Source organism: Streptomyces sp. MNU89 (assembly GCF_020982505.1).
GTDB classification, from domain to species: Bacteria; Actinomycetota; Actinomycetes; order Streptomycetales; family Streptomycetaceae; genus Streptomyces; species Streptomyces xinghaiensis.
Genome location: NZ_JAJKLL010000001.1, coordinates 5106548 through 5129390 on the forward strand (window position 1 = coordinate 5106548; position 22843 = coordinate 5129390).

The 22843-nt window shown below is 71.9% G+C and carries 17 protein-coding genes and 2 pseudogenes; 10 read left to right on the forward strand and 9 right to left on the reverse strand.

Going from position 1 to position 22843, the window contains the following annotated elements; all coding sequences use genetic code 11:
- Positions 1–117: 117 nt before the first annotated feature.
- From E4N63_RS21810 to E4N63_RS21830, 5 genes and pseudogenes are all read left to right on the forward strand, one after another.
- A complete protein-coding gene (locus tag E4N63_RS21810) occupies positions 118–3351 on the forward strand; it encodes a glycosyl hydrolase 115 family protein (RefSeq protein WP_230241514.1) in 3234 nt (1077 codons plus the stop codon).
- A 285-nt stretch (positions 3352–3636) separates the two neighbouring features.
- A complete protein-coding gene (locus E4N63_RS21815) occupies positions 3637–5058 on the forward strand; it encodes an ATP-binding protein (protein ID WP_230241515.1) in 1422 nt (473 codons plus the stop codon).
- A 658-nt stretch (positions 5059–5716) separates the two neighbouring features.
- Positions 5717–5845, forward strand: a pseudogene (locus E4N63_RS21820) (IS5/IS1182 family transposase); the annotation flags it as partial.
- A pseudogene (locus E4N63_RS30710) lies at positions 5842–5991 on the forward strand (transposase); the annotation flags it as partial. The pseudogenes E4N63_RS21820 and E4N63_RS30710, both read left to right, overlap by 4 nt.
- Positions 5992–6096: 105 nt before the next feature.
- Entirely contained in the window at positions 6097–7026 is a 930-nt protein-coding gene (locus E4N63_RS21830) for a MerR family transcriptional regulator (protein WP_230242589.1), read from the forward strand.
- Here E4N63_RS21830 and E4N63_RS21835 read toward each other — a convergent pair.
- From E4N63_RS21835 to E4N63_RS21855, 5 genes are all read right to left on the reverse strand, one after another.
- Positions 7023–7343, reverse strand: coding sequence for a GatB/YqeY domain-containing protein (locus E4N63_RS21835; protein ID WP_230242590.1), 321 nt, complete (start codon positions 7341–7343; stop codon positions 7023–7025). The two genes, E4N63_RS21830 and E4N63_RS21835, sit on opposite strands and share 4 nt — an antisense overlap.
- Before the next feature lie 134 nt (positions 7344–7477).
- Positions 7478–9058: a hypothetical protein gene (locus E4N63_RS21840; protein WP_230241516.1), complete on the reverse strand. Its 1581-nt coding sequence runs from the start codon at positions 9056–9058 to the stop codon at positions 7478–7480.
- Positions 9059–9253: 195 nt separating this feature from the next.
- On the reverse strand, positions 9254–10147 hold the full coding sequence (locus E4N63_RS21845; protein WP_230241517.1) for a universal stress protein: 894 nt from the start codon (positions 10145–10147) through the stop codon (positions 9254–9256).
- 268 nt (positions 10148–10415) lie between these two features.
- Complete coding sequence (gene gap, locus E4N63_RS21850; RefSeq protein WP_230241518.1) at positions 10416–11429, reverse strand: type I glyceraldehyde-3-phosphate dehydrogenase; 1014 nt, start codon at positions 11427–11429, stop codon at positions 10416–10418.
- A gap of 157 nt (positions 11430–11586) precedes the next feature.
- Entirely contained in the window at positions 11587–12198 is a 612-nt protein-coding gene (locus E4N63_RS21855; RefSeq protein ID WP_125626749.1) for a DoxX family membrane protein, read from the reverse strand.
- Between the two features lie 428 nt (positions 12199–12626).
- Here E4N63_RS21855 and E4N63_RS21860 point away from each other — a divergent pair, with 428 nt between their 5' ends.
- From E4N63_RS21860 to E4N63_RS21880, 5 genes are all read left to right on the forward strand, one after another.
- Positions 12627–13352: a CBS domain-containing protein gene (locus E4N63_RS21860; protein WP_125626748.1), complete on the forward strand. Its 726-nt coding sequence runs from the start codon at positions 12627–12629 to the stop codon at positions 13350–13352.
- Between the two features lie 89 nt (positions 13353–13441).
- Entirely contained in the window at positions 13442–14149 is a 708-nt protein-coding gene (locus E4N63_RS21865) for a CBS domain-containing protein (RefSeq protein WP_374112810.1), read from the forward strand.
- Positions 14150–14415: 266 nt separating this feature from the next.
- Positions 14416–15117, forward strand: coding sequence for a response regulator transcription factor (locus tag E4N63_RS21870; RefSeq protein WP_019706220.1), 702 nt, complete (start codon positions 14416–14418; stop codon positions 15115–15117).
- Positions 15118–15196: 79 nt separating this feature from the next.
- Positions 15197–16168 (forward strand): nitroreductase family protein, encoded by a 972-nt coding sequence (locus E4N63_RS21875; protein WP_228429561.1) that lies wholly within the window; start codon positions 15197–15199, stop codon positions 16166–16168.
- A 503-nt stretch (positions 16169–16671) separates the two neighbouring features.
- Positions 16672–17391: a histidine phosphatase family protein gene (locus tag E4N63_RS21880; RefSeq protein WP_230241519.1), complete on the forward strand. Its 720-nt coding sequence runs from the start codon at positions 16672–16674 to the stop codon at positions 17389–17391.
- Positions 17392–17504: 113 nt separating this feature from the next.
- Here E4N63_RS21880 and E4N63_RS31230 read toward each other — a convergent pair whose 3' ends face one another.
- The 4 genes from E4N63_RS31230 to E4N63_RS21900 all read right to left on the reverse strand — a co-directional run bounded on the left by E4N63_RS31230 (position 17505) and on the right by E4N63_RS21900 (position 22209).
- Positions 17505–18089: a YcxB family protein gene (locus E4N63_RS31230; protein WP_230241520.1), complete on the reverse strand. Its 585-nt coding sequence runs from the start codon at positions 18087–18089 to the stop codon at positions 17505–17507.
- Between the two features lie 207 nt (positions 18090–18296).
- On the reverse strand, positions 18297–19169 hold the full coding sequence (locus E4N63_RS21890; RefSeq protein ID WP_230241521.1) for an enoyl-CoA hydratase/isomerase family protein: 873 nt from the start codon (positions 19167–19169) through the stop codon (positions 18297–18299).
- Positions 19170–19288: 119 nt separating this feature from the next.
- Complete coding sequence (locus E4N63_RS21895) at positions 19289–19894, reverse strand: TetR/AcrR family transcriptional regulator (RefSeq protein WP_125626915.1); 606 nt, start codon at positions 19892–19894, stop codon at positions 19289–19291.
- A 938-nt stretch (positions 19895–20832) separates the two neighbouring features.
- Positions 20833–22209, reverse strand: coding sequence for an HNH endonuclease signature motif containing protein (locus tag E4N63_RS21900; protein ID WP_230241522.1), 1377 nt, complete (start codon positions 22207–22209; stop codon positions 20833–20835).
- Positions 22210–22843: the final 634 nt, after the last annotated feature.

Sequence of the window (22843 nt, forward strand, 5' to 3'; positions counted from 1 at the left end):
GGCGTGTGGTTCTGAGGGCGCGTCATGACCAGGCTGTCCGATCCATTGTTGTTCCGGAACATCTCCGATAACTTTCGCGGCACCACCTCCTCCACCACCGTTGCGGAGATCGCGCTCATGAGATCCTTCGGAACTTCTCCGGACCCCGCGCAGCCGAGCCGTCCGAGCCGGCGCACCCTGCTGGCCGCCGCCGTGGCGACCGCCGCCACCGCCGCCGTGGCCCCCGTCGTCGCCCCCGCCGCGGCGGCGGCCGAACGGGGCTCCGCCTTCGGCCGGGTGACGCCGGGGAAGACCGGCCGGGGCCGCTTCATCGCCTTCGACGCACGCCGGGACGCCTTCCCGCTCGTCGCCCGCGGCAAGGCCGCCCCGATCGCGGTCAGTCCGGACGACCACCCCGGGGTGGTCCGCGTCGTGGACGACCTCCGGGCCGACATCGAGCGCGTCACCGGTGTGAAGCCCGCCGTCACCGACGGCGCCCGGTCCGCGAAGGCTGCGGAGTCTCCGCACCGCGACCTCGTCATCGTCGGCACCATCGGCCGCAGCCCGCTGATCGACGGCCTGATCGAGGCGGGCAAGCTGGACGTGCGCGGGATCGAGGGCAAGTGGGAGACCTCCCTCCAGCAAGTGGTGCGCCACCCGATGCCGGGCGTCGACCGGGCCTTCGTCATCGCGGGCAGCGACCAGCGCGGCACCATCTACGGTGCCTACGAGACCTCCCGCCAGATCGGCGTCTCCCCCTGGCACTGGTGGGACGACGTGCCGCCGCGCCGCCGGGACGGGCTGTACGTGCTGCCCGGCCGCCACAGCCAGGGCACCCCCGCCGTGAAGTACCGCGGCTTCTTCATCAACGACGAGAATCCGGCCCTCGGCACCTGGGCGCCGGAGTTCTTCGGCCCCGGCAAGGCCCCGGGCTTCCCCAACGGCTTCAACAGCGCCTTCTTCGCCAAGGTGTTCGAGGTCATGCTGCGGCTGAAGGCCAACTACCTCTGGCCCGCCGTCTGGGGCCGCGCGTTCGCCGAGGACGACCCGGAGAACCACGCCACCGCCAAGCGCTACGGCGTCGTCATGGGCACCTCCCACGAGGCGCCGATGATGCGCGGCATCGAGGAGTGGAACCGCCACGCCACCGCCGCCAAGCGCGACGAGAACGGGAACATCACCGAGCCGGGCGAGGACCCGTACGGCGGCACCGGCGAGTGGAGCTTCCGCCGCAACGGCGAGGCCCTCAAGAAGTACTGGGCCGACGGCATCCGCCGCATGGTCGACCAGGACTTCGAGGGCGTCGTCACCCTCGGCATGCGCGGCAACGGCGACGTCAGCCTGCCCGACGGCGACGGCATCGACCTGATGGAGTCGATCATCGCCAGCCAGCGGGAGATCCTCACCGACTTCTTCGGCGAGGAGAAGCTCACCGAGGTCCCGCAGGTGCAGACCCTCTACAAGGAGGTCCAGCGCTACTGGGACAAGGGCCTGCGCCCGCCCGAGGACGTCACCGTCGTCTTCTGCGACGACAACTGGGGCAACATGCGCAAGCTGCCCGACCAGTCGCTGCCCGCCCGCAAGGGCGGCTACGGCATCTACTACCACTTCGACTACGTGGGCGACGGCCGCAACTACAAGTGGGTCGACACCATCAACCTGGCGAACACCTGGGAGCAGCTCCACCTCTCCCACTCCTACGGTGTGGACCGGCTCTGGGTGGTCAACGTCGGCGACATGAAGGCCGAGGAACTGCCCCTGCAGTTCTTCCTCGACTACGCCTGGGACCCGGAGCGCTGGCCGCTCGACCGCCTGGACGAATGGGAACGCGCGTACGCCGAGGAGAACTTCGGCCACGGGCAGGCCGAGGCCATCGCGGAGGTGCTGAACACCTACGGCCGCCTCCAGGCCCGCCGCAAGCCCGAACTTCTCAACCGCCGCATCACCCTCGACCCGGCGAAGGACCCGGCCACCGACTCCGACGCCGTCGTCTACGACGACCAGGCCAGCCCCTTCCGGCTCAACCACTACCGGGAGCTGGAGCGCGTCACCGAGGAGTGGCGGGAACTGGCCGAGGAGGCCGGGCGCATCCGCCGCAGGATCCCCCGCGCCTGGCAGGACGCCTACTACCAGCTCGTGTACTACCAGGTGAAGGCCACCGCCAACCTCTACGCGCTCCGCCTGGCCGAGTTCACCAACATCCACTACGCCGGCCAGGGCCGCGCCCTCACCAACGACCTCGCCGACACCACCGACGCCCGGTTCGCCGAGGACCAGGCCATGTCGGACTACTACAACAACCGCCTGGCGGGCGGGAAGTGGAAGGGTTTCCAGACCCAGCCCAAGATCGGCTACGGGGACAAGGAGCGCTACGGCCCCGACGCCGGCTGGCAGCAGCCGCAGACCCCGAACCACGTCGCCCTGCCCGACGAGGTGTTCCCCAAGGTCAAGCGGATCGAGCTGCCGGACCGGGCCGAGATGGGCGTCGGCATCGACGGCTCCGACGCCTGGTGGCCGCACGCGGAGGAACCGGCGGTCCTCCCCGCCTTCAGTCCGTACCAGACCCGCCCCGACCAGTACATCGAGGTCTTCAACCGCGGCTCACGGCCCTTCGGCTACCTCATCGAGCCGTCCGTGCCGTGGGTCCGCGTCGAGAAGGGCCGGGGCCGGGTCGAGAAGCAGGTGCGGGCGACGGTGCGCGTGGACTGGTCGCGCGCCCCCAAGGGCACCACCGAGGTGCCGATCACCATCACCGGGCCGGGCGGCACCTCCGTGGAGGTCCGCGCGGTCGTCGAGAACCCCCGGCTGCCGCGCCGCGCCCTCCGGGGCTTCATCGAGGCGAGCGGCTATGTCTCCCTGGAGGCCGCGCACTTCACCCGGGCCGTCGGCGCCTACGGCGTCCGCTGGGAGGTCGTGCCCGGCATCGGCCGCACGGGCTCCGGCGTCACCCCGTTCCCCGTGACCGCGCCCAGCCGGAAGCCCGGCGGCCGGGGCCCGCACCTGCAGTACGAGCTGACGCTCGTCACGGCGGGCGAGGTGGAGGTGCTGGCGTATCTGTCCCCGCGGAACAACGTCCTGCCGACCGAGGGCCTGCGCTACGCGGTCTCGTTCGACGACGACACCCCGCAGACGGTGGACATCATCGCCGCCACCGGCTCCGACGACACCCGCATGAACCGCCAGTGGGCGCGGAACACCTCGGACAACATCAACCTCACCGTCACCCGCCACACCATCGCCAGGCCGGGCCGGCACCTGCTCAAGCTGTGGATGGTGGACCCGACCGTGGTCGTGCAGAAGCTGGTGGTCGACACCGGCGGCCTGGAGCCCAGCTACCTGGGCCCGCCGGAGAGCCTCCGCGAGCGCCGCTGACCGGGACGGACAGGACGGCCGGGGCGGGAGGGACCGCGCCTCGGCCGGCCGCCGGAACCGGGCGCGGGAAGGACCTGAGGGGGTCCTCCCCGCCCCACCGCGCTCGCCCGGCACCCGCCCGCCGGGCGAGCGCGGACCCCTTTGGCGGTGCCGTCCCCGCGCCGGGCTGCCGCGCCGCCGCGCCGGCGGCTCTCCCGATCCCGCGCCGCGCCGCGCCGGGGATACTCGCATCGATGGAAGTATCATCGATGCGAGTATCCCCGGCGCGGAAGGAACCAGTCGGCAGTGGACGGATTCATCGGACGGCGCAGCGAGCTGGCCCACCTCGACGACCTCATGGAGAAGGTGCGGTCCGGGAGCCGCACAGGACGCCCGGGCCGGGCGCTCCTCGTTCGCGGCCGCCGCCGCGTCGGCAAGTCCCGGCTGGTGGAGGAGTTCATCGAGCGCTCCCGGCTGCCCCACCTCTTCTTCACGGCCGTCGGAGGCTCGAAAGAAGAGGACCTGGCCGGCTTCGGAGCCGAACTCGCGGCGTCCAGCCTTCCGGACGCCACCCGCTTCAGCGGCTTCGGTACCCCTCAGTCCTGGGACGCCGCCTTGAGCATGCTGGCGACCGCGCTGCCCTCGGACTCGCCCAGCGTCGTCGTCCTGGACGAAATGCCCTACCTGGTCGGCGAGGACCCCAGCTTCGAAGGCGCCCTCCAGAAAGCCTTCGACCGGACCCTCTCCAGGCTCCCCGTTCTGCTGATCCTCGTGGGGTCCGACCTCGCGATGATGGAGAAGCTCAACACCTATGGCCGCCCCTTCTACCAGCGCGGCACGGAGATGGTCGTCCCGCCGCTCAGCCCCGCCGATGTCGCCGCCATGCTCGACCTTCCGGCGGCCGACGCGTTCGACGCCTACCTGATCAGCGGCGGACTGCCGCTCATCCTGGAGGAGTGGCCGCGTGGCGCGGACTTGTGGGAGTACCTGGACACCGCCCTCCGCCACCCCACCTCGGCCCTCCTGGTCAGCGGCGAACGCACCCTGGCCGCGGAGTTCCCCACCGAGGCCCAGGCCCGCACCGTGCTCGGCGCCATCGGTCACGGAGAGCGCACGTTCACCCTCATCGGCCGCGCCGCGGGGGACCTCCACCCCAGCTCCCTGACCCGTTCCCTCCAACTCCTCACGGGCCGCCGCATGGTGGCCGCCGACCTCCCCCTGTCCACCCGTCCCAGCCGCGAGACCCGTTACCGCATCGAGGATCCCTACCTCCGCTTCTGGCTCTCCTTCATCGGTCCTGGGATCCCCACCGTGGAACGCGGCCGCGGTGACCGCGTCCTCGACACCATCCGCGCCCACTGGACGACGTGGCGCGGACGCGCCGTCGAACCCGTGGTCCGTGAAGCGCTCTGGCGCCTCATCGACGAGCACCTCCCCGCGGGCACCCAGACCATCGGCGGCTACTGGACCCGCACCAACGACCCCGAGATCGACATCGTCGGCGCGGACCGCTCGCCGATCGCCAAGAGGATCACGGCGGTCGGCTCGATCAAGTGGCTCGAGAACAAGCCCTTCGACCAGCGCGACCTCGCCCGCCTGCACACCCACCGCTCCCAGCTCCCCGGCGCGGAGGCCACCACCCCGCTCCTCGCCGTGACCCGCAGCGGCTCCACCGCCTCCGGCGTCACCGCCCTCACCCCGGAGGATCTCATCGAGGCCTGGCGCTGATCCCGCTTCACCGCCCTTCCGGTACAGCGGCCTGTTGCGGCAGGGAACGCACAACGCCTGCGCCACTCATGGCGACGCGGAGTGGACGGTCTCGGTGGGCTCCACTGTCTGCCGGGCACAAGCCGATCACGGCCGAGAGGGGTTGAGGCCCAACTCTCCTTCGTTGGAAGGGGCTTGCGTCCGGTGTCGGCCGGTAAATCTCCTCCCGTCTGGGGAAGGGGAAGGGAAAGGGGAGCGACACAGTGGGTGCACCGATGCCATGCGGGCAGCAGGGCGCCCTCTATGAGGGGGACGATGATGCGTAGGTTGCTGGCATGCGCCGCGCTAACAGCCACAGCGGCGAGCGGGCTTCTTCTGGCGGGCGCCGGTGCCGCTCAGGCATGGCCGCAAGGCTGCTCGACCCAGGCGTTTTCATGGTATGGCCAGGCGTACTGCACGACCGGTACCGGTGCCTTCCGTGTCAAAGTGACTTGCCTGACGGTTTTTGGGAGCACACAGACGCATTATGGTCCTTGGGCGGCGCCGGGGCGTGACGTCAGCCAGGCCAGCTGTGCTTTCTCCGACGATCGCGTCACCAACGTCGCGGTGGAAAAGCGCAATCCCTGACCACTCCGCCGGTCTCGACCGTCAGTTGGCTCCCCTGCGTTAGGTCTGAGGGAACAGCGTCAAGGGGTGCATCAATCGCCTCAAGCAGTGGCGGGGCCTGGCTACACGAACCGACAAGCTGGCGATCGCCTACCGGGCCGCACTCCACCTCGCGGGCATCCTCATCTGGGCCCGACGCTGACCAAAGAGACAGAACCTAGCTGTCGGCGGCTGATAGACGGTGTGCGGTGGCGGGTTCGGACCGGAGTTCCGTGGCGGGACCTGCCGTTCGAGTACGGACCGTGGCAGACGGTGTATGGACTGTTCCGGAGATGGCAGCGTCGGGGTGTGTGGGCCCGGCGGGCGGAGCGGTGCGTAGGGGGTTGCACCTTCCGTAGCGGCATGTGGTCCGGTGGACTTACGTCCCGATGCCTTGAGGAAAGGTCCCTGCTCATGCATTCGTCTTTCGTGCCACCCCGCCGGGTCAAGATCGGTGACGCGGCGGCCTTCGCCGGCAGCACGCCACGGGCGATTCGCCATTACCACGAGATCGGGCTGCTCCCCGAGCCTGAGCGGGGCGGCGATGACCGCCGCCGCTACGGGTACGAGGACATGATCCGCCTGCTGTGGATTCGCAGGATGGCCGATGCCGGGATCGCCCTGGACGACATCCGTGACGCCTTTACCACCGGCACGGCTTCCGCCGGTGCGGACAGTGGAGAAGGTATCGCGGGCATCCTGGAGCGGTTGGAGGAAACCCTCGCCGAGCGGGAGGCGGAATTGCGGCGGCAGCGGACCGCCGTGCAGCGGATGCGCACCGAAGGCAGCCGGATGGGCCTGCTCTCCGACTTCGTCACCGAACGCCTCAAGGGCCTGCCCGGGGGCTCCCTGCGTCAGGCGGACCTGGACAGTCTGCTGGTCACCGAGCGGATCTTCGGCCCGCTCGGCGCGGCCGTCCAGGCCACCCGCTTCGTCGTCCTGGCCACGCATCCCACGCTGCGGGAGGATTCCGACCGCATCGATGAGGCCGAGGAGGCACTCGATGACAGTGTCGCCGTCGATGATCCACGGGTGGCTCAAGTGGCCGTCGAGCGGCACATCTTCGAAAGCGCCCTGCAGGCCGTCATCGAGGAGTCCGGCCTGGGTAAGGACGACGATGACCTCTTCGACGCCTGGGACACTTTGCACCCTGCCACCGCCGACGACGGCGACGGCGAGGGCGAGGCCGACCCCAGCTCCGGCAGGCGGGAGGCTGACTCCATGAGCGCGTTCGAAGCCACCGGCAAGATGCCCTACGGCTTCTCCCCAGCCCGCCTGCGCTGTATGGAACTGGCCGAAGAACTCTCCGCCCAGGACTCACCCGCTACCCAGAACACGGCTTAGGCGGTACCGGGCCCGTCGAGGAACCGGAGCAGGACGGCGGCCTCCGCGCGGAGCCGGGCGGCACGGTCGGCGTGGGCGGGTGCCGTCAACTGCGCTGCGGCGTCCAGCCGTTCTGCTGCCTCGGTGCGCACGACGTCCACCACATCGCGCTCGCTCAGCTCCTGCCGCGCCGCTTCGGTGGTACCGGCTCCGGCCGGCGACTGCTCCAGGGCCACGCCGCGGAGTCCGGCTTCGCCCACGGGCACCGCCTCGGCGTTGTCCAGCGCGGCCAGTGTCGCGCGCAGGGCGCTCACCGCCGCCTTGTCGCGGGCGCGCATCGCTTCCGGCAGGGCTTGGCGCATACGGAGACGTAGAGACATACCGGTGACCCTAGGGACGGACCCCCGGCCCCACAACGCGTTATGCGCGCAGCGCCCGGACTGACGCCTGCCGGGAGGCCGCGTGCCCCCGGTCAGGCCGAGGACAGCTGTTCCGCTATCTCCTTGATCCATGCGGCCGTCTTCGCCGGATCGTTGAGGGAGTCCGCCCACTCGTCGGGGGTCAGCCGGTGGTTGTCGGGGCCGGCTTTGAGAGCGATGAGGAGGGCTCTGGCCGAGTCCCGCATCTCGGCCGCTGTGCCGCCGCTCCCGCGGATGTCGGGACCCGCCGCCAATCCGTAGAGTTTCCGCGCCATGGCCTGGCGTTCGCCGTTCTCCACCTTCTTCCAGAACTTCAGGGCCTCCTTCAGCGCGTCTTCGCGGGAGGCGGGCTCCGCCGGGGTCTCCTCCTCCGCCGCCCAGCGTTCGGGGTGGCGGGCCCCGTCGTAGCGCTTCATGCCCGCGCGGCCCGCCCGGTAGGCGGTGACGCCGAGGATGAGGCCGGCCGCACCCGCGGCGAGGCCCCAGCCGACCGGGTTGCCGGCCAGCCCGGCTCCTCCCGCTGTGGCGGCGACCGCGGTCACGATGCCGCCCGCGGCCTTGGTGGACTCCCCCACGGCGGTGGCCGCCTGCTTGCCCATCTTGTGGCGCTGCTTGCCGAGCGCATACGTGTGCACCGTGTTCAGGGTGTTCACGTCCTCGGCGCGCCGGAGGTCTCCGGCGGCGTCACGGGCGTCGCCCATCGCTGCCCAGGCCGCGTCGATGGCCTCGGAAACGCGCTCCAGCCGGTCCTCGCCCTCGTGGTCCCACTGCATGTCCAGCGCGACGTATGCCTCGGCCGCGGCCCATTCGGCGTCCTGCCGCGCCTGGTTCAGCCGGACCAGCGCTCCCTCCTCGGTGCGGTCGGGCTTGTCCAGCCCTTTCAGGGCACGGTATTTGCGGGCCGTCATCCCGACGCGGCTCGCGGCGCGGGCGCCCTTCACCGCGCCGACGGCACCGGAGGTGATACCGCTCGCCTCGGCCGTTGTCATGGCGTTCGCCGCCTTCTGGGCCTTGGTCAGCTCCTTGGCGATGGCAAGGGCGTAGCTTCCCGAGCCGGCGGCACCGACGACCGCGTCGGCCGTCTTCGAGGTGGACTTCTTGTCCGCTTCGTGGAAAGCGGCGCCCTTCTCGTGCTTCTTGGCGCTCTTCCTGGCTTTGGCCGCCTCCATGCCACTGAGCACGGCGCCGGCGGACTCCGTGACGAGGTTCTCCGACGCGGCGGCGGTCCCCGAGGAGGCGGCGGAGTGTTTGAGCCCGTCGTTGACCGTGGCGGAGGCCTGCTGGGAGAAGCCCGCGTTGGCGGGGACATGGACGCCCTTGACGAAGGTGTCGATGAATTCGAGGTTCTTCTTGAGCCGGTCGAGGACCGCGGCGATCCGGTCACGGTAACTCTTCGGTGCGGCGGACGCGTTGCCGTTCTCCGGTTCCTTCCCCTTCTCCTTCGCCGCGCCCCTGGCGCGCTGCACCGCCGCGGTCGCGGCCCGGTTGCCGGCGCCGGCCTGGATCTCGCGGAGGGCGCGCTCCGCCGGGTTTCCCGACGGACTCCCTGCCCTGCTTCGGTCCCGGCGCTGCCGGTTCGGCGTCAGGGCGGTCACGGACGGCCGAGTCGGGATGCGGTGGACCGGGGTGCTCATGGACGTGCCTCTCCTGGGCCGGACCGGGCGAGGGGAGAGTAGCCAGGCCCGGCCAACGGAAAGGGAGCAGCCGGGAAACGGTCCACGGATGGTGTGCGACGCGTTGTGCCGGATTCCGCCGCAGACGACCGCGGCCCGCCGGCCGCCCCCGTGAACCGGGGCTTCCGGCGGGCCGTTGACATCGCCCGGTGCGTCTCAGTCGTGCGGGACGACCGCGACCGGGACGGAGCAGTGGTGCAGCACCGCGTGGGCGACGGCGCCGAGGTGGGTGCCGATGGGCGAGCGGCGGATGCGGCGGCCGATGACCACCAGGGAGGCGTCGCAGCCCGACTCCAGCAGGTGGTCGGCCGGCTTGCCGATGACCGCCTGCGCCTCGACCTCGACCCCGGGGAACTTCTGCCGCCAGGTGCGCAGGATGTCGGCGAGCTGTGCGGACCGCCGCTCGCCGAGCTCGGCCTCCAGGTCGGCGGACTGGGGCAGGTCGCCGTGGGGCGCCACGCTCCAGCCGTGCACCACGCGCAGCCGGGTGTCGCGCCGCGCGGCGGCGTCGAAGGCGAACTCCAGCAGTTCGTCGCTGGGGGAGGACAGGTCCAGTCCGAGGACCACGTCCTTGTACGGGGTGGCGGCGGAGGTGCGGGCCGCCGGGTCCGGCCGGTGCTCGTCGCCCGCCTGCTCCCCGGCCCGGACCAGGACGACCGGCCGGCGGGCGTGGGCGGCGGTGGACAGTCCGACCGAGCCCACCAGGAAGCCGGTCAGCCCCTTGAGACCGCGGGAGCCGAGGACCAGCAGCTCGGAGTCCTCCGCGACCAGCGGCAGCACCTCGACCGGGTGGCCGCGGAGCTGGTCCCTGGTGATCTCCAGGTCCGGGTGGCGGGCGCTGAGTTCTTCGGTGGCCTCGCGCGGGATGCGCTCGGCCCAGTGGCGCTGGACCTCGGGGCCGCTGCTCGGCGGGAGCGGGTACGGCAGCGGCTCCCAGACGTGGACGACGCGCAGCGGCAGTCCGCGGAGCTCAGCCTCGCGGGCCGCCCAGTCGGCGGCTGCGATGCTCTCGCGGGAGCCGTCGAGACCGAGGGTGACGGGACGGGACATGGTGGCTACCTCCAGGATTCGAACGCCGCGGTGACGTCCTTGCTTCGCTTACATACTCACAGGTAGGAAACGGCTGTTGGAGGGCCGCAGGTCCCGTTCGCGGGCCGGCGGTCCCGGAACGCGCCGGGCCCTTCCGCGCCGGGCTGTGGCGGGGAAGGGCGGGTGGGGCGGGAGTGGCCGGTGATCCGGTGGTGCCGTACGGCCGGGCGGGGCCGGCGGCGGTCGCCGGGGCGGCCCGCACAGGTGTGCCCCGGTGCGGCGGGGCCGGTCAGAGCCGGGCGGCCACGTACTCCGTGAGGTCCAGCAGCCGGTTGCTGTAGCCCCATTCGTTGTCGTACCAGCCGAAGACCTTGACCAGTTCACCGTGCGCCTGCGTGAGCGGGGCGTCGACGACGCAGGAGGCCGGGTCGCCGACGATGTCGCGGGAGACGATCGGCGCGGTGCTCACCCGCAGCACGCCCTTCAGCGGGCCCTCGGCCGCCTCGGCGAAGGCCTCGTTGATCTCCTCGGTGGTGGTCTCGCGGCGCAGCACCAGCGCGAGGTCGGTGAGCGAGCCGTCCTCGACGGGGACGCGGACGGCGATGCCGTCCAGGGCGCCGGCCAGCTCGGGCAGGACCAGGCCGACGGCGCGGGCGGCGCCGGTGGACGTCGGGATGATGCTCACGGCGGCCGTGCGGGCGCGGCGCAGGTCCTTGTGCGGACTGTCCAGCACCGACTGGTCGTTGGTGTAGCCGTGGATGGTCGTCATCAGCCCCTTGACGATGCCGAACCGCTCGTGGAGCACCTTCACCATCGGCACCACGCAGTTGGTGGTGCACGAGGCGTTGGAGACGATCTCGTGCCGCTCGGGGTCGTAGTCCGTCTCGTTGACGCCCATGACGATCGTGGCGTCCACGTCCTTGCCGGGCGCGGAGAGCAGCACCTTGCGGGCGCCGGCCTTGAGGTGGCGGGCGATCTCCTCGCGGGTGCGGAAGCGGCCGGTGGCCTCGATGACGATGTCCACGCCGTGCTCCGCCCAGGCCGACTCGGCCGGGTCGCGCTCGGCGGTGACGGCGATCCGGTGGCCGTCCACGGTGATCGAGCCGGCGTCGTGCGAGACGGTGCGGCCGAGCCGCCCGTAGGTGGAGTCGTACTCGAGGAGGTGCGCGAGGGTCGCCGTGGGCGCGATGTCGTTGACCGCCACCACCTCGACCGGTGTGGTGTCGTCCGTCCGCCCCAGGGCGCTGCGCAGATAGTTGCGCCCGATGCGGCCGAAGCCGTTGATGCCTACCCGTACGGTCATGTCCGTTCCTCCGGAACGTGTGCTGGCGGATGCGTGGTGACGGCGGTGCGGGCGCCGGGCGCCGGGGCCGGGCGCGGGACCGGGCCCGGACATCCGGCCGGGCCGGCGGTGCTGGGCGCCGGCCCGGTCGGGGTTTCCCTGTCGCGGCTCATGAGGCTCAGAGGAGCCAGCGGTTCTTGCGGACGATGGGCAGTTCCGCCCACTTGCGGCCCAGGCCCCAGGTGTTGCCGGCGTAGGCGGCGGCGAGGGCGATCAGGACCAGCGCGTAGATCAGGTGGTAGTCGGCCACGGGGTTGGTCGACATGCTCGGCGCGCCGTTCGACAGGTGTTGCGCGAGTGGCCATTCGGCCGCCCACATCAGCATCATCATCAGGGACCCGGCGGCGGCGGTCAGCCGCAGTGCCACACCGCTGAGGAGTGCCACGCCGATGCCCAGCAGGCCGAGCATGAACAGCCAGTTCGCCCAGCCGGCGCCCGCGATGTCGTGGAAGGTGGACTCCAGCGGTCCGACGGCCACGCCGCTGAGGAAGCCCTTGGTGGGCGATCCGCCGTCGATCCAGCCCTTGCCCGCGGGGGTGGCGTAGCCCCACCCGAAGGTCTTGTCCAGGAAGGCCCAGAGGAAGACGAAGCCGGTCACGATGCGGACGATCGCGAAGGTCTTCGCCCCGGCCGGGGTCATCACCGCGCCGTGCTCCGGGGCGGTCAGGGCCGCACGCTGGGACGGGACCTGCATACGGCGGTTCAGACGGGGTTCCTGCATGACGGCCATGACGGGCTCCTTCACTCGGGGTGGACCCTTTCGGGTGTCTCCCGTCCGGTGGCTCCCGGTCGGGGTGACGCTTCAACCATGGCGTCTCGGACCGGTGTGCGACCGGTGCCGAAAGACCGCCTCGTACGGGCCCAACGGCCCCCGTTTCCCGGGCCCCTTGGACGCCGGCCGGGCCCGGCCGGGAAAGGTCCCGGGTGAGGTCCGCGCGGCGGCGCCGTACGGCCCGGGCCCCGGTGGGCCGAACGGCCCCGTCACCGGCCCGGGCAGCCCCTGTGAAGGGCGGGGGGCCGGGCGGATCGTGGAATCGCGACCCGTGGCCGCGCCGCCCGTACCGGCACACCGCCGGCAGCGGGCGGGCGGGACGAGCCGGACGAAGGAACCCACGCACCGGACCGGCCCGCACAGGACCGGGGGATGAGGAGATGGCCATGAAGCAGCGGAAGGTCGGCAGCGTGATGACGGACGACGTCGTCCGGGTCGTCCGCACCACCCCGTTCAAGGACATCGCGGCCCTGCTCGACGAGCACCGCATCAGCGGGGTGCCCGTCGTGGACGACGACGAGAAGGTCATCGGCGTGATCTCCGAGACGGACCTCATGGCCCGGCAGACCGAGCAGACGGACCCGGGGGAGCGGCGCCACCGCTTCCGGCTCACCCCCGCCGCGCACCGGACCGCCGCCAAGGCCCGCGCGCGGACGGCCGGCGAACTGATGTCCTCCCCGGCGGTCACCGTGCGCGCGGAGAGTTCCATCGCGGAGGCGGCCCGCATCCTGGCCAAGTACCGCGTCGAACGGCTGCCGGTGATCGACGAGGAGGACCGGCTGGTCGGCATCGTCACCCGTCGCGACCTGCTCCAGGTCTTCCTCCGGCCGGACGAGGAGATCCGCGCCGAGGTGATCGACGAGGTGCTGGTCCGCACCCTGTGGCTGGTGCCGCAGGCCGTCAAGGTCACCGTCACCGACGGCGTCGTCACCCTGGAGGGCGAGCTGGAGCGCAGCAGCGAGGTGCCCGTCGCCGTCCGGATGACCGGGCAGATCGACGGTGTCGTCTCCGTGGTGGACCGGCTGACCTCACGCTACGACGACTCCCGGCTCCGGCCGGCCGAGGCGTCGACCGCGCAGGGCACCGTCGAGGACTGGCTGCGCAGCCTCTGATGGCCGGGGCCCGCGGGCTCCCGGAATCCCGGGCTTCCCGCATCCGTACCCGTCGCACACCGGAGCGCCACACCGACCGAGGAGAAGCCGTGCAGAGCGGAGAGCACATCGTCAATGACGTGATGACGCACACGGTCATCGGCGTCGGCCGGGACGCTCCCTTCAAGGAGATCGTCCGGACCATGCTGGAGTGGGAGATCAGCGCCCTGCCCGTGCTGGCCGAGGACGGCCGGGTCGTCGGCGTGGTCTCCGAGGCCGATCTGCTGCCGAAGGAGGAGTTCCGCAGGCTCTGTCCGCCCGGCCTGGACGATCCCGAGCGCCGGCGCGACGTGGTGAAGGCGGAGGCGTACACCGCCGGGGAGCTGATGACGTCCCCCGCCGTCACCGTGCGGGCGGGCGCCACCCTCGCCGAGGCCGCGCGGATCATGGCGCTGCGGAAGGTCAAACGGCTGCCGGTGACCGACCCCGGGGGCATGCTCGCCGGAGTCGTCAGCCGGGGAGATCTGCTGAAGGTCTTCCTCCGCTCCGACGAGGACATCGAGGAGGAGGTGCGCCGAGAGGTGACCGGCCCGCTCTTCGGCGCCTCGGCGGCCGTGGAGGTGCGTGTGCGGGAGGGCATGGTGGTCCTCGCCGGACGCATCCCCGACTGCGCCCTGGTCCCGGTCGCCGCCCGGCTGACCCGCGCGGTGGCCGGTGTGGTGGACGTGGAGTGCGCCTTCGCCGGGCCCGAGCCGTGCCCGCCGGCCACCCGGCCGGCCATCCCGCCGCTCGCCGTCGGGGGAGTGCCGGAGGCCTGACGCCGGGGCCGCCGACGCACCGCGCCCGCCGATGGCGCGCGCGCCCGGGGCGCGCGCGCGTCCCCGGCCGGATCCGGGTCAGGAGGATCCGTCCGGGGACCGGCGCGTCCCGGCGGGGGCGGGGCGCCATCGGGCCGTCCCCCCCGGGGCCCCGCCGAGCCGGTGACCAACGGACGGCACCACAGGGACCGTTCGGCCCTAACCGGCAGGTCCCCGGCGGCGTGACGATCGGTGGAGCGACGGTTCACCACTCCCCGAGGGACACCATGGCCGAGGAACGCGAGGCAGCACCGGAGAAGCCCATCAGGGTCTTCCTGCTCGACGACCACGAGGTCGTCCGGCGCGGAGTCCAGGACCTGCTGGAGTCGGAGCCGGACATCAACGTCGTCGGCGAGGCGGTCACCGCCGAGCAGGCGCTCGTCCGCGGCCCCGCGCTCCGGCCCGACGTCGCCGTGCTCGACGTACGCCTGCCCGACGGGAACGGCATCGCCGTCTGCCGCGAGCTGCGCGACCGGATGCCGGACCTGGCCTGCCTGATGCTCACCTCGTTCGATGACGACGAGGCGCTGCTCGACGCCATCATGGCCGGCGCCTCCGGATACGTCCTCAAGCAGATCACCGGCCTCGACCTGGTCTCGGCCGTCCGCACCGTGGCCTCCGGGCAGTCCATGCTCGACCCCGCCACCACCGCCCGGCTGATGACCAGCCTGCGCGGCGAGGACGACGAGGCGGCGGCCCGGGACGAGGTGCTGGCCGACCTGTCCCCGCGGGAACGGGAGATCCTCGGCCTCATCGGCGAGGGACTGACCAACCGCGAGATCGGCCGGCGGCTCTACCTCTCCGAGAAGACCGTCAAGAACCACATCTCCCGGCTGCTCGCCAAGCTCGGCGTGGAACGCCGGATCCAGGCCGCCGTCCTGGCCACCCAGGCGGCGCCGCAGCCGTCCCTGCAACACGGCACCTGCTGAACCGGGCCCGGACGGGACCCGGACGGCGCGTTTTCCACGGCGCGGGCATCCCACGCCGGGCACCGGGAGGACTGACGACATGACGACCACCGCCCCGCCGGACACGGCCACCCTGGAGAAGCTGATCTCCGCCTCCGTGGCCGCACCCTCGATGTACAACACCCAGCCCTGGCGCTACCGGCTGGACACCGCCACCGACACCGTGGAGATCCGCGCCGCGGCGGAGCGGGCGCTGCGCCACGCCGACCCGGTCGGCCGCGCGCTGCACGTCTCCGTCGGCGCGGCCCTGTTCAACCTGCGCGTCGCCGCCGCCCACCTCGGCTGGGAACCGGTGGTCCGCCTGCTGCCGCGCCCCGGCGAGCCCGACCTGCTGGCCGCCGTGCGCCTGGCCGGCCAGCCCCTCCGGGGCAGCCACCGCCCGGACCTCTACGAAGCCCTGTGGCACCGGCACAGCAGCCGCTTCCCGTACTCCGCGCACCCCCTGCCGACCCGTCTCCCGGCCGAGCTCACCGAGGCCGCGCACGCCGAGGGCGTGCTGCTCTCCTTCCCCGGCCCGAGCGAGACCACCCGGCTGCTGCGCGTCACCGCGGAGGGCGAGCGCCGCAACACCCACGACCAGGTCCGGCGCGCGGAGAGCCGCCGGTGGATACGGGAGGGGACGGCCGACGGGATGCCCGGCTCCGTGCTGGGCCCGCAGGACGCCACGGGACAGCTGCCGATGCGGGACTTCGCCGGCCTGCGCCCCGCCAGCGGCCGCCCGTCCGCCGTCTTCGAACGGCGACCGGTCATCGCCGTCCTCTCCACCACTCACGACCGCCGGGCGGACTGGCTGCGCGCCGGGCAGGCCCTCGAACACGTGCTGCTGGTCGCCACCGCCGAGGGCGTCCGGGCGTCCATGCTCCACCAGGGCCTGGAGTACCCGGACCTGCGCTGGGCCCTCGGCGACGGCCGCGGCCGGCCCCGCCACGTCCAGATGCTGATCCGCCTCGGCTACGGCCCCACCGGCCCGGCCACCCCGCGCCGCCCGGTCCGCCTGGTCCGCGACCGCTGACGGACGACCCCTCCCCGCCCCGACGAGCAGACTCTCCCCGGCCCTCCACGAGCAGCCCTCCCCGGACCGCGCCGACAGGCCCGGCCCCGACCGGCGGCGCCCGGCCGCACCGGGCCGCCGCCCCGCCCGTCCCTCCGGCACGGGACCCCGCGCCCCGGACGCCTCCGCCAGTCCGGGGCGCGGGCCGTTGGCCGGAGGAGGGGCCGTGGGCGTGACGGAAGGCCGGAAGACCCGCTCACGGAGCCCCGAATCCGTGGCGATCAGCGTGCCGATGTGCACAGGCGGCCTGCCGGGTTGGGACCAGGCGGTTCCGAAGAGCGAAGCCCCGGCCCGCCGGGGGTACGCACCCCGCCCCGACTGGCCTCCGCTCGGTCGAACCGGCTCGGCTCGGCTGGGCGGGTGGTTCGCGGTGGGCGCGCTGTGGCGTCTCACGGCTCTCCGGACCCGGCGGTGATGATGCGGGAAAAGCAGCCGATCCCGACAGGCTTTGAGGAGACACCCCCGTGAAGACCGTAAAGAGTTCCCGCCGGACGCTGCTGAAGAGGTCGGCCGCCGCCTGCGCCGCAGTGGTGGCGGTTCCGGCTCTGGCCGGAGGTTCCGCCTCGGCCTCCGGTGATGCCGGGCGTGCCGGGCAGGCCCCCGACGGGACCCGCGCCACCGTGATGATCATCCGGCATGCGGAGAAGCCCGCCGACGACGGGCATCTTCCGTACGGAGTCGAGGAGTCCGGAGAGCAGGACAAGGACTCCATCACGGTGCGGGGCTGGCAGCGGGCGGGGGCGCTGGCGGAGCTGTTCGCGCCGCACGAGGGCACTCCGCGCTCCGGTCTGTCCCGTCCGGACCGGATCTACGCCACATCCTCGGAGCACCACGGGCGGCCCGTCAGCCAGCGCCCGATCGAGACCGTGACCCCCCTGGCGGACAAGCTCGGAAAGACGATCGACACCTCCTACGACAACGACGACGAGAAGAAGCTGGCCAAGAAGCTCGCCGGGCAGGAGGGCGCGACACTGGTGGCCTGGCACCACGGGACGATCCCGAAACTCGCACGAGACCTGACCGGAGCCGACGGCAGCAGGCTGAACATCCCGAGCCACTGGCCGGGCCACCGGTTCGACGTGGTGTGGGTGTTCGAGTACACGAAGAAGGGGTGGACCTTCAGGCAGGTCCCCCAGATGCTGCTGGCCGGTGACGAGGACAAGCCGATCAAGCCCGGGTCGTAAGGCTCCTCTCACCGGCCGTTCCCGGGGCCGCCCGGGTGCCTCGGGCCGACCCCGGAGCCGGGCCCCGTATCCCGGGTCCGGCCGGCCGCGCCGCCGTCACTTCTTCGCGTCGCTCACATCGTCCGGGAGCGCTGCCCGGCCCGCTGCCCGGCGGGAGAGACCGGTGTGACATGCCGCGCGACGACCGCGCGCAACCCGTCGGCATCCGCTCCGTCACGCAGGCCGCGCTTCGGCAGCACGGCCATTCCGCCCACCGTGTCGTCGATGACCAGGACGAAGAGGTTCGCCGTCTCGATGCAGTGCCAGAACGACGCCCAGGGGATCGTGGTCTCCGCGACCGCCGTGGTGGCGTGTATGCCGTCGTCGTCCGCCCGCATGGTGTACCCGCCCTGGGAACGCGCGTACGTGGTCAACTGCCGTGCTCGGTGCCGCTGGTTCGCCCACCCGCCCACGAGGCTCCCCAGCACGGTGCACAGGCCTGTGGCCGCCACCGCGGCCAGGACGGCCCCGGGGGCCGCGAGCATCAGGAGAACAACGAGAACGGCAGCCGAGATCAATCCGGCGATCAAGGGGAGACGCCCGCGTGCGGTGGGGCTGGTCCGTGCGCTCAGTGCCTCGGTCATGTCGGCCGAGGTCGGCATATAGGCCAGCTCCACCTCGGTCGGCCCCGGTGCTGCCTTCCGCTCCTCGTTCTCCACGGGTGGGATCGTAGTACGCGGCCTCGCGCCTGACGTCGGCCGGCTACGGGGGTACGGGCGCGACCCGGTCTCCGGCCTGCGACGTGCTGGTCCGGAACGGCTGGTCCTGATGTGGCGATCTGCCGGATCGCCCGGAACCGGATCGCCCGGACGCACCGGCATGGCGAGGACCCGGAGCCGGACCAGGGGCCGTGCGGGCGCGGGGCGTCACCAGATCTTGCGTGCGCCCGCGTCCGCGATCAGGGAGCGGATCGGGATGAGCTCCTTCGACGCGACGGTGCTCAGCATCTGCTGTGAAATGTGGAAGCCGAAGTCCTCGGCGACGAGCTTCTTCCACGGCCGCGCGAGGATGTTGTGGGTCGCCCAGCGTGCGAAGCGCGGACGCTGCATGATGAACTCGGCCAGCTCCCATGCGCGGTCCAGGAGCTGTTCGCCGGGAAGCACGTCGCTGACGATGCCGAGCTCGAGAGCGGTCCTCGCCGGGATCGGCTTGCCTCCGTAGATGTGGTAGGCGGCTCGTTTGGTACCCATGAGCGCCTGCAGGACCAGGGCCTGCCCGTCGCCGGGGGCGCTGCCGACCAGGAAGTGCGGGTCCATGAAGTCCGCCTCCTCCACGGCGAGTGTGATGTCGCAGAGCAGGGCGAACTCGGTGTGGATACCGGGTCCGTTCACCGCCGCGATCGTGGGGATGTCGAGGTTGCCGACGAAGCTCTCGATGAGCTTCCAGCCGTCGTGGGTCTGCTGGAAGATGTAGTCGGGTTCCTCGTCGGCGATCGGCTTCTGCCAGGTCTTGTCGGGGTCGCCCCGGAACCAGCTGTCACCGGTCGCGGTGATGATGAGGACCTGGTTCCCGGGGTCGTTGCCCACGTCCTGCCAGACGCGGCTCCAGGCGTTGTGCGCGGCCCAGTTGTGGATGTACGGGCCGTCGTCCGTGTGCAGGCGGAGTTCGATGACGCCGTTCTCGCGGCGCATCTTGAAGAAGGCGGAGTACCTCTCGGAGTACTCCTCGAAGGGGACGGGCGGGACGTGCCCGGTCCAGGTGTCGCCGTAGTCGCTGTGGTTGCCGTGGTCACTCGCCATGTCATGGCTCCTGTTGTGGTGTCCGGACGGCTGGGCCGGAGACGCGGCACGCGCCGCAAACCCACCGCTTAACGATACGAGACTGTATCATTAAGCGGTGGGTCGTCAACGGTCCGAGATCAGCTCTCGCGCGGCACCACTCCGTCGAAGACCGTGCGGACCACGCGCTCGGCGAACTCCCGCGTGAGCGGGCGGCGGTCGCGCATGACATGGAGGTGGACCGGCGCGACAAGCATCGTGTTGAGGAAGGACGCGTCCGTGGGCGGCAGTTCCCCGGCCTCCACCGCGCCGGCGATACGGGCTTCCAGCACCGCGAGCCGGGTCCGGAGGACCTCCAGGCCGAGCGCGCGGATCGGATCGTCGTCATCCGCCGTGATCGACGCGTTGATGATCGCGCGGCCGGTGGGGGTGGCCAGGATGCCGCCGATCGCGCACAGCAGCTCGACCAGGTCGGAACGGACATCCCCGGTGTCCGGGACGGAGACGGACACCTCCGCGAACCGCGTGAGCGCCGCCCGGAGCAGGTCGTCGCGCCGCGGCCACTTGCGGTAGACGGTCGCACGGCTGGATCCGGCCAGCTGGGCGACCGCGTCGTACGTCACCGCGGCGACCCCGTGCCGGGCGATCAGCTCAACGGTCGCATCGAGCACCTGCTCGCTGACGCGCGCCGTCCGGCCGCCCGGCCGCGACCGCGCCCTCACTCCTGACCCGGGTTCCTGTGTCACGGGGCAACAATAGGCCGCGCGAGAACGGCCCGGTGGCGAGCGTTCCTCCCTCCGGCTCCGGCCGCACCGGGCGGCTGCCCCCGCCCGTGCTGCGGTGTCCTACGGCTCCCTGGGCCGGACGGTGATGATGCGGGAAGAGGAGCCGATGCCGAGAGGTGCGGAGAGACACACCCGTGAAGACCGCGAAGAGTTCCCGCCGGACACTGCTGAAGAGACCGGCCGCCGCCTTCTGCCACGGTGGCAGCGGTTCCGGCCCTGGCCGAGGTTCAGGCAGGTCAGGCCCCCCGGATACTGCTGAACGGTGACGAGGGCAAGCCGATCAAGCCCAAGCCGTAAGGCGAGCCTCGCACCGGCCGTGCACGGAACGGTTCGGGGCGACGATGGGTGCTGCGGGCCGGCTGTCGCCGTTTGGGCGGGGGTTACGGCGCCGGGTGGGCGGCGCGGTGGCGGTTGCGGGTGCGTCGCGGTCTGCCGGATGTTCTCCTGCTGGGGCTACGGCATCCGTGCTGGGGGTGGGCCGGTGGTCGGTCGTCTATCCGGTGCCGTGCGCGCCCGGGGTCGTCTTGAAAAGCGATGGCGTGGCTGGTGCCGGTGGGTGGTTGCGGGGGCACACGCGCGCCTGAGTTCTTCGGCTCGCCCGCCGTCGTGGTGGGCTGTCGGTGGTGACGGTCGTGGCGGCTGACGGCACGGGGGGCTCAGAGCTATCCACTCTCCCGGCTGCCGGCCGGTGGATGGTGAAAACGGCGCCTGCGCGTTGAGGCCGAGGGGCGGGTGTCGTTCGCCGGTGCTCGCCGTCGAGGTGCACGCATGGCCCCGGCCGGGTGTTGCCCACCCGGTGGTGGCGCGGGGTGGGTGTCGGGTTCGGGTTTAGGGCAGGGGTGTGGGCCCCTCCGCGTGGCGGCGGAGGGGCTGGCGCCGGTAGCTGCCGGGGGCGGGGGCTACGTGATGTGGGTGGGGGTGGGGGTGTGGGGTGGGTTGGTGTAGGTGTGGCCCGTCGGCGCGGTCCAAGTGACTTCGCCGGTGTCCGGGTTGCGTTCGGCCTGCCATCGGGTGCGGTGTTTCAGCAGGTGGTGGCGTCGGCACAGCGGCATCAGATTGCCCGGCTCCGTCCTGCCGCCCGCTTGCGGGTCCTGGTGGTTGAACGGCTCGATGTGATCGAGGTCGCAGCGGTGGGCGGGCATCTGGCAGGAGGGGAAGGTGCAGGTCATGTCCCGCGCGATGACATGGCGTTGGGTCTCGGCGGTGGGGTGGTAGGTGGTGGGGTCGGTCTTGATCAGCAGGCCGGTCTTCGGGTGGGTGATCAGACGCCGCCAGATCGTGCCCGGAGCGAAAGCCACCTCCCGTGCCGCGGTGGCGCTGACCGGGCCGTAGCCCTTGAGCTGTCCAGGCTCCTCATCCACCCCGATCAACGTGTCCATCGACACCGTCACCTGCACCACCGCCGCCGACCGGCCGCCCGGGGTTGTGCCTCCGGCGGGGGTGTCCGTCCCGGCGGGGCGGTTGACGACCAGGTCATACAGGGCGTCCACCCGCTTCTGATTCAGGGTGCGCCCGTCCTCGGTGAACGTGGCGGCGTGCGCGTCGACGGCCGCGTCCAGTTGGGCGGCTTGCGGGGTGGGGAGGAAGGCGCTCCAGGTGGCCATACCGTCCTCGGCGGCCCGGTGCCAGATCGTCCGGTCCTCCCGCCGCCGGCGATGCCGCCGCTCCGCACCCCGCGGATCAGCCTTCAGGACCGCACGGTTCAGCGCCCGCCGGGTCTGCCCCACCGACTGGCCCGGCATCTTCGGCACCACCATCGCCTCCACCACACCCGCGGCCTCGGGGTCCAGGGTGCCGGTGACCTCCGCCACCGCCTTCGCCTGCAAGTAGCAGATCTCCCCGCGCTCCAACAGGCCCACCGTCGTGGGAAACCGCCCCTCCAGGGCCGTGGCCACCGCCAGACGGTCCGCGGCCGTGTTCCCCGACAGCTTCAACGCACAGGCCACATCCTCACAGGCGAAGTTCCAGTCATAGTCCACCCACCCGAAGTCATTTGGCACCGCCTCCAGCGCATCCGCCTCGATATCCGCCAGCAAGCCCACCTGCTGCGCCTGAATCCATGCGATATGCCGCTCCCAGGCCTTGAGGGCGTCGATCCGCCCTGCCCTCGACAACCCGTCCCGCTCCAGCAGGCCGAGCATCGCCGCTGTCTGCGGGCCCGGCACCGCGGAGGCCAGGTGCGTGGCCCACTCATCAGCCGTCACCGGCTGTTCCGGCGGGCCGGTCTCCCCAGTCGTGGCCGTATCGTCGTGGTCGAGCAGCGTGGCCTGCATCATGTCCCCCCGTCCGGATCACACGCGTGAACCCCCGCCCTCACAGAGCGAGTTCCTACCTCCCATTTTCCGTCACGGACGGTGATGAAGCCAGGTCCACGTCCCGGAACCACCCGAACGGGTGATCGAAAATGGACCCGGAGGCTCCACCTATCGCCCCGCCGCACACCAGCACCACCACGGACTGCCGGCCACTCCGAACCCGGCCGCCGACGTGCCAGAGAACCGGGGCCCCACGCCCCGGGACCTCACCCCGGCGACAGCCGACACGACCACAGCAGCTACCGACAATCACCCGCTACGACCGTCACCACCGACAGCCCGCCACAACGAAGGGGGAAGCCGAAGAGCCCAGGCGCGCGTGTGCTTCCGCGCACCCCCAGCGGCACCAGCCGCGTCATCGCATTTCAACCCGTCCCCGGGCGCGCACGGCACCGGATAGACGACCGACCCCGGCCCACCCCAGCACGGATGCCGTAACCCCCACCACCACGACCGCCCGCAGCCCGCGACGCACCCGCCACCCCCATCGCGCCGCCCACCCGGACGCCGTAAGCGCAACCACCCACCGGTCGTGAGTGCTCCCTGGACAAGCGTCAGTTTTCACAGCTGCCGCTCTGCTTCCCGATCGGTGCTC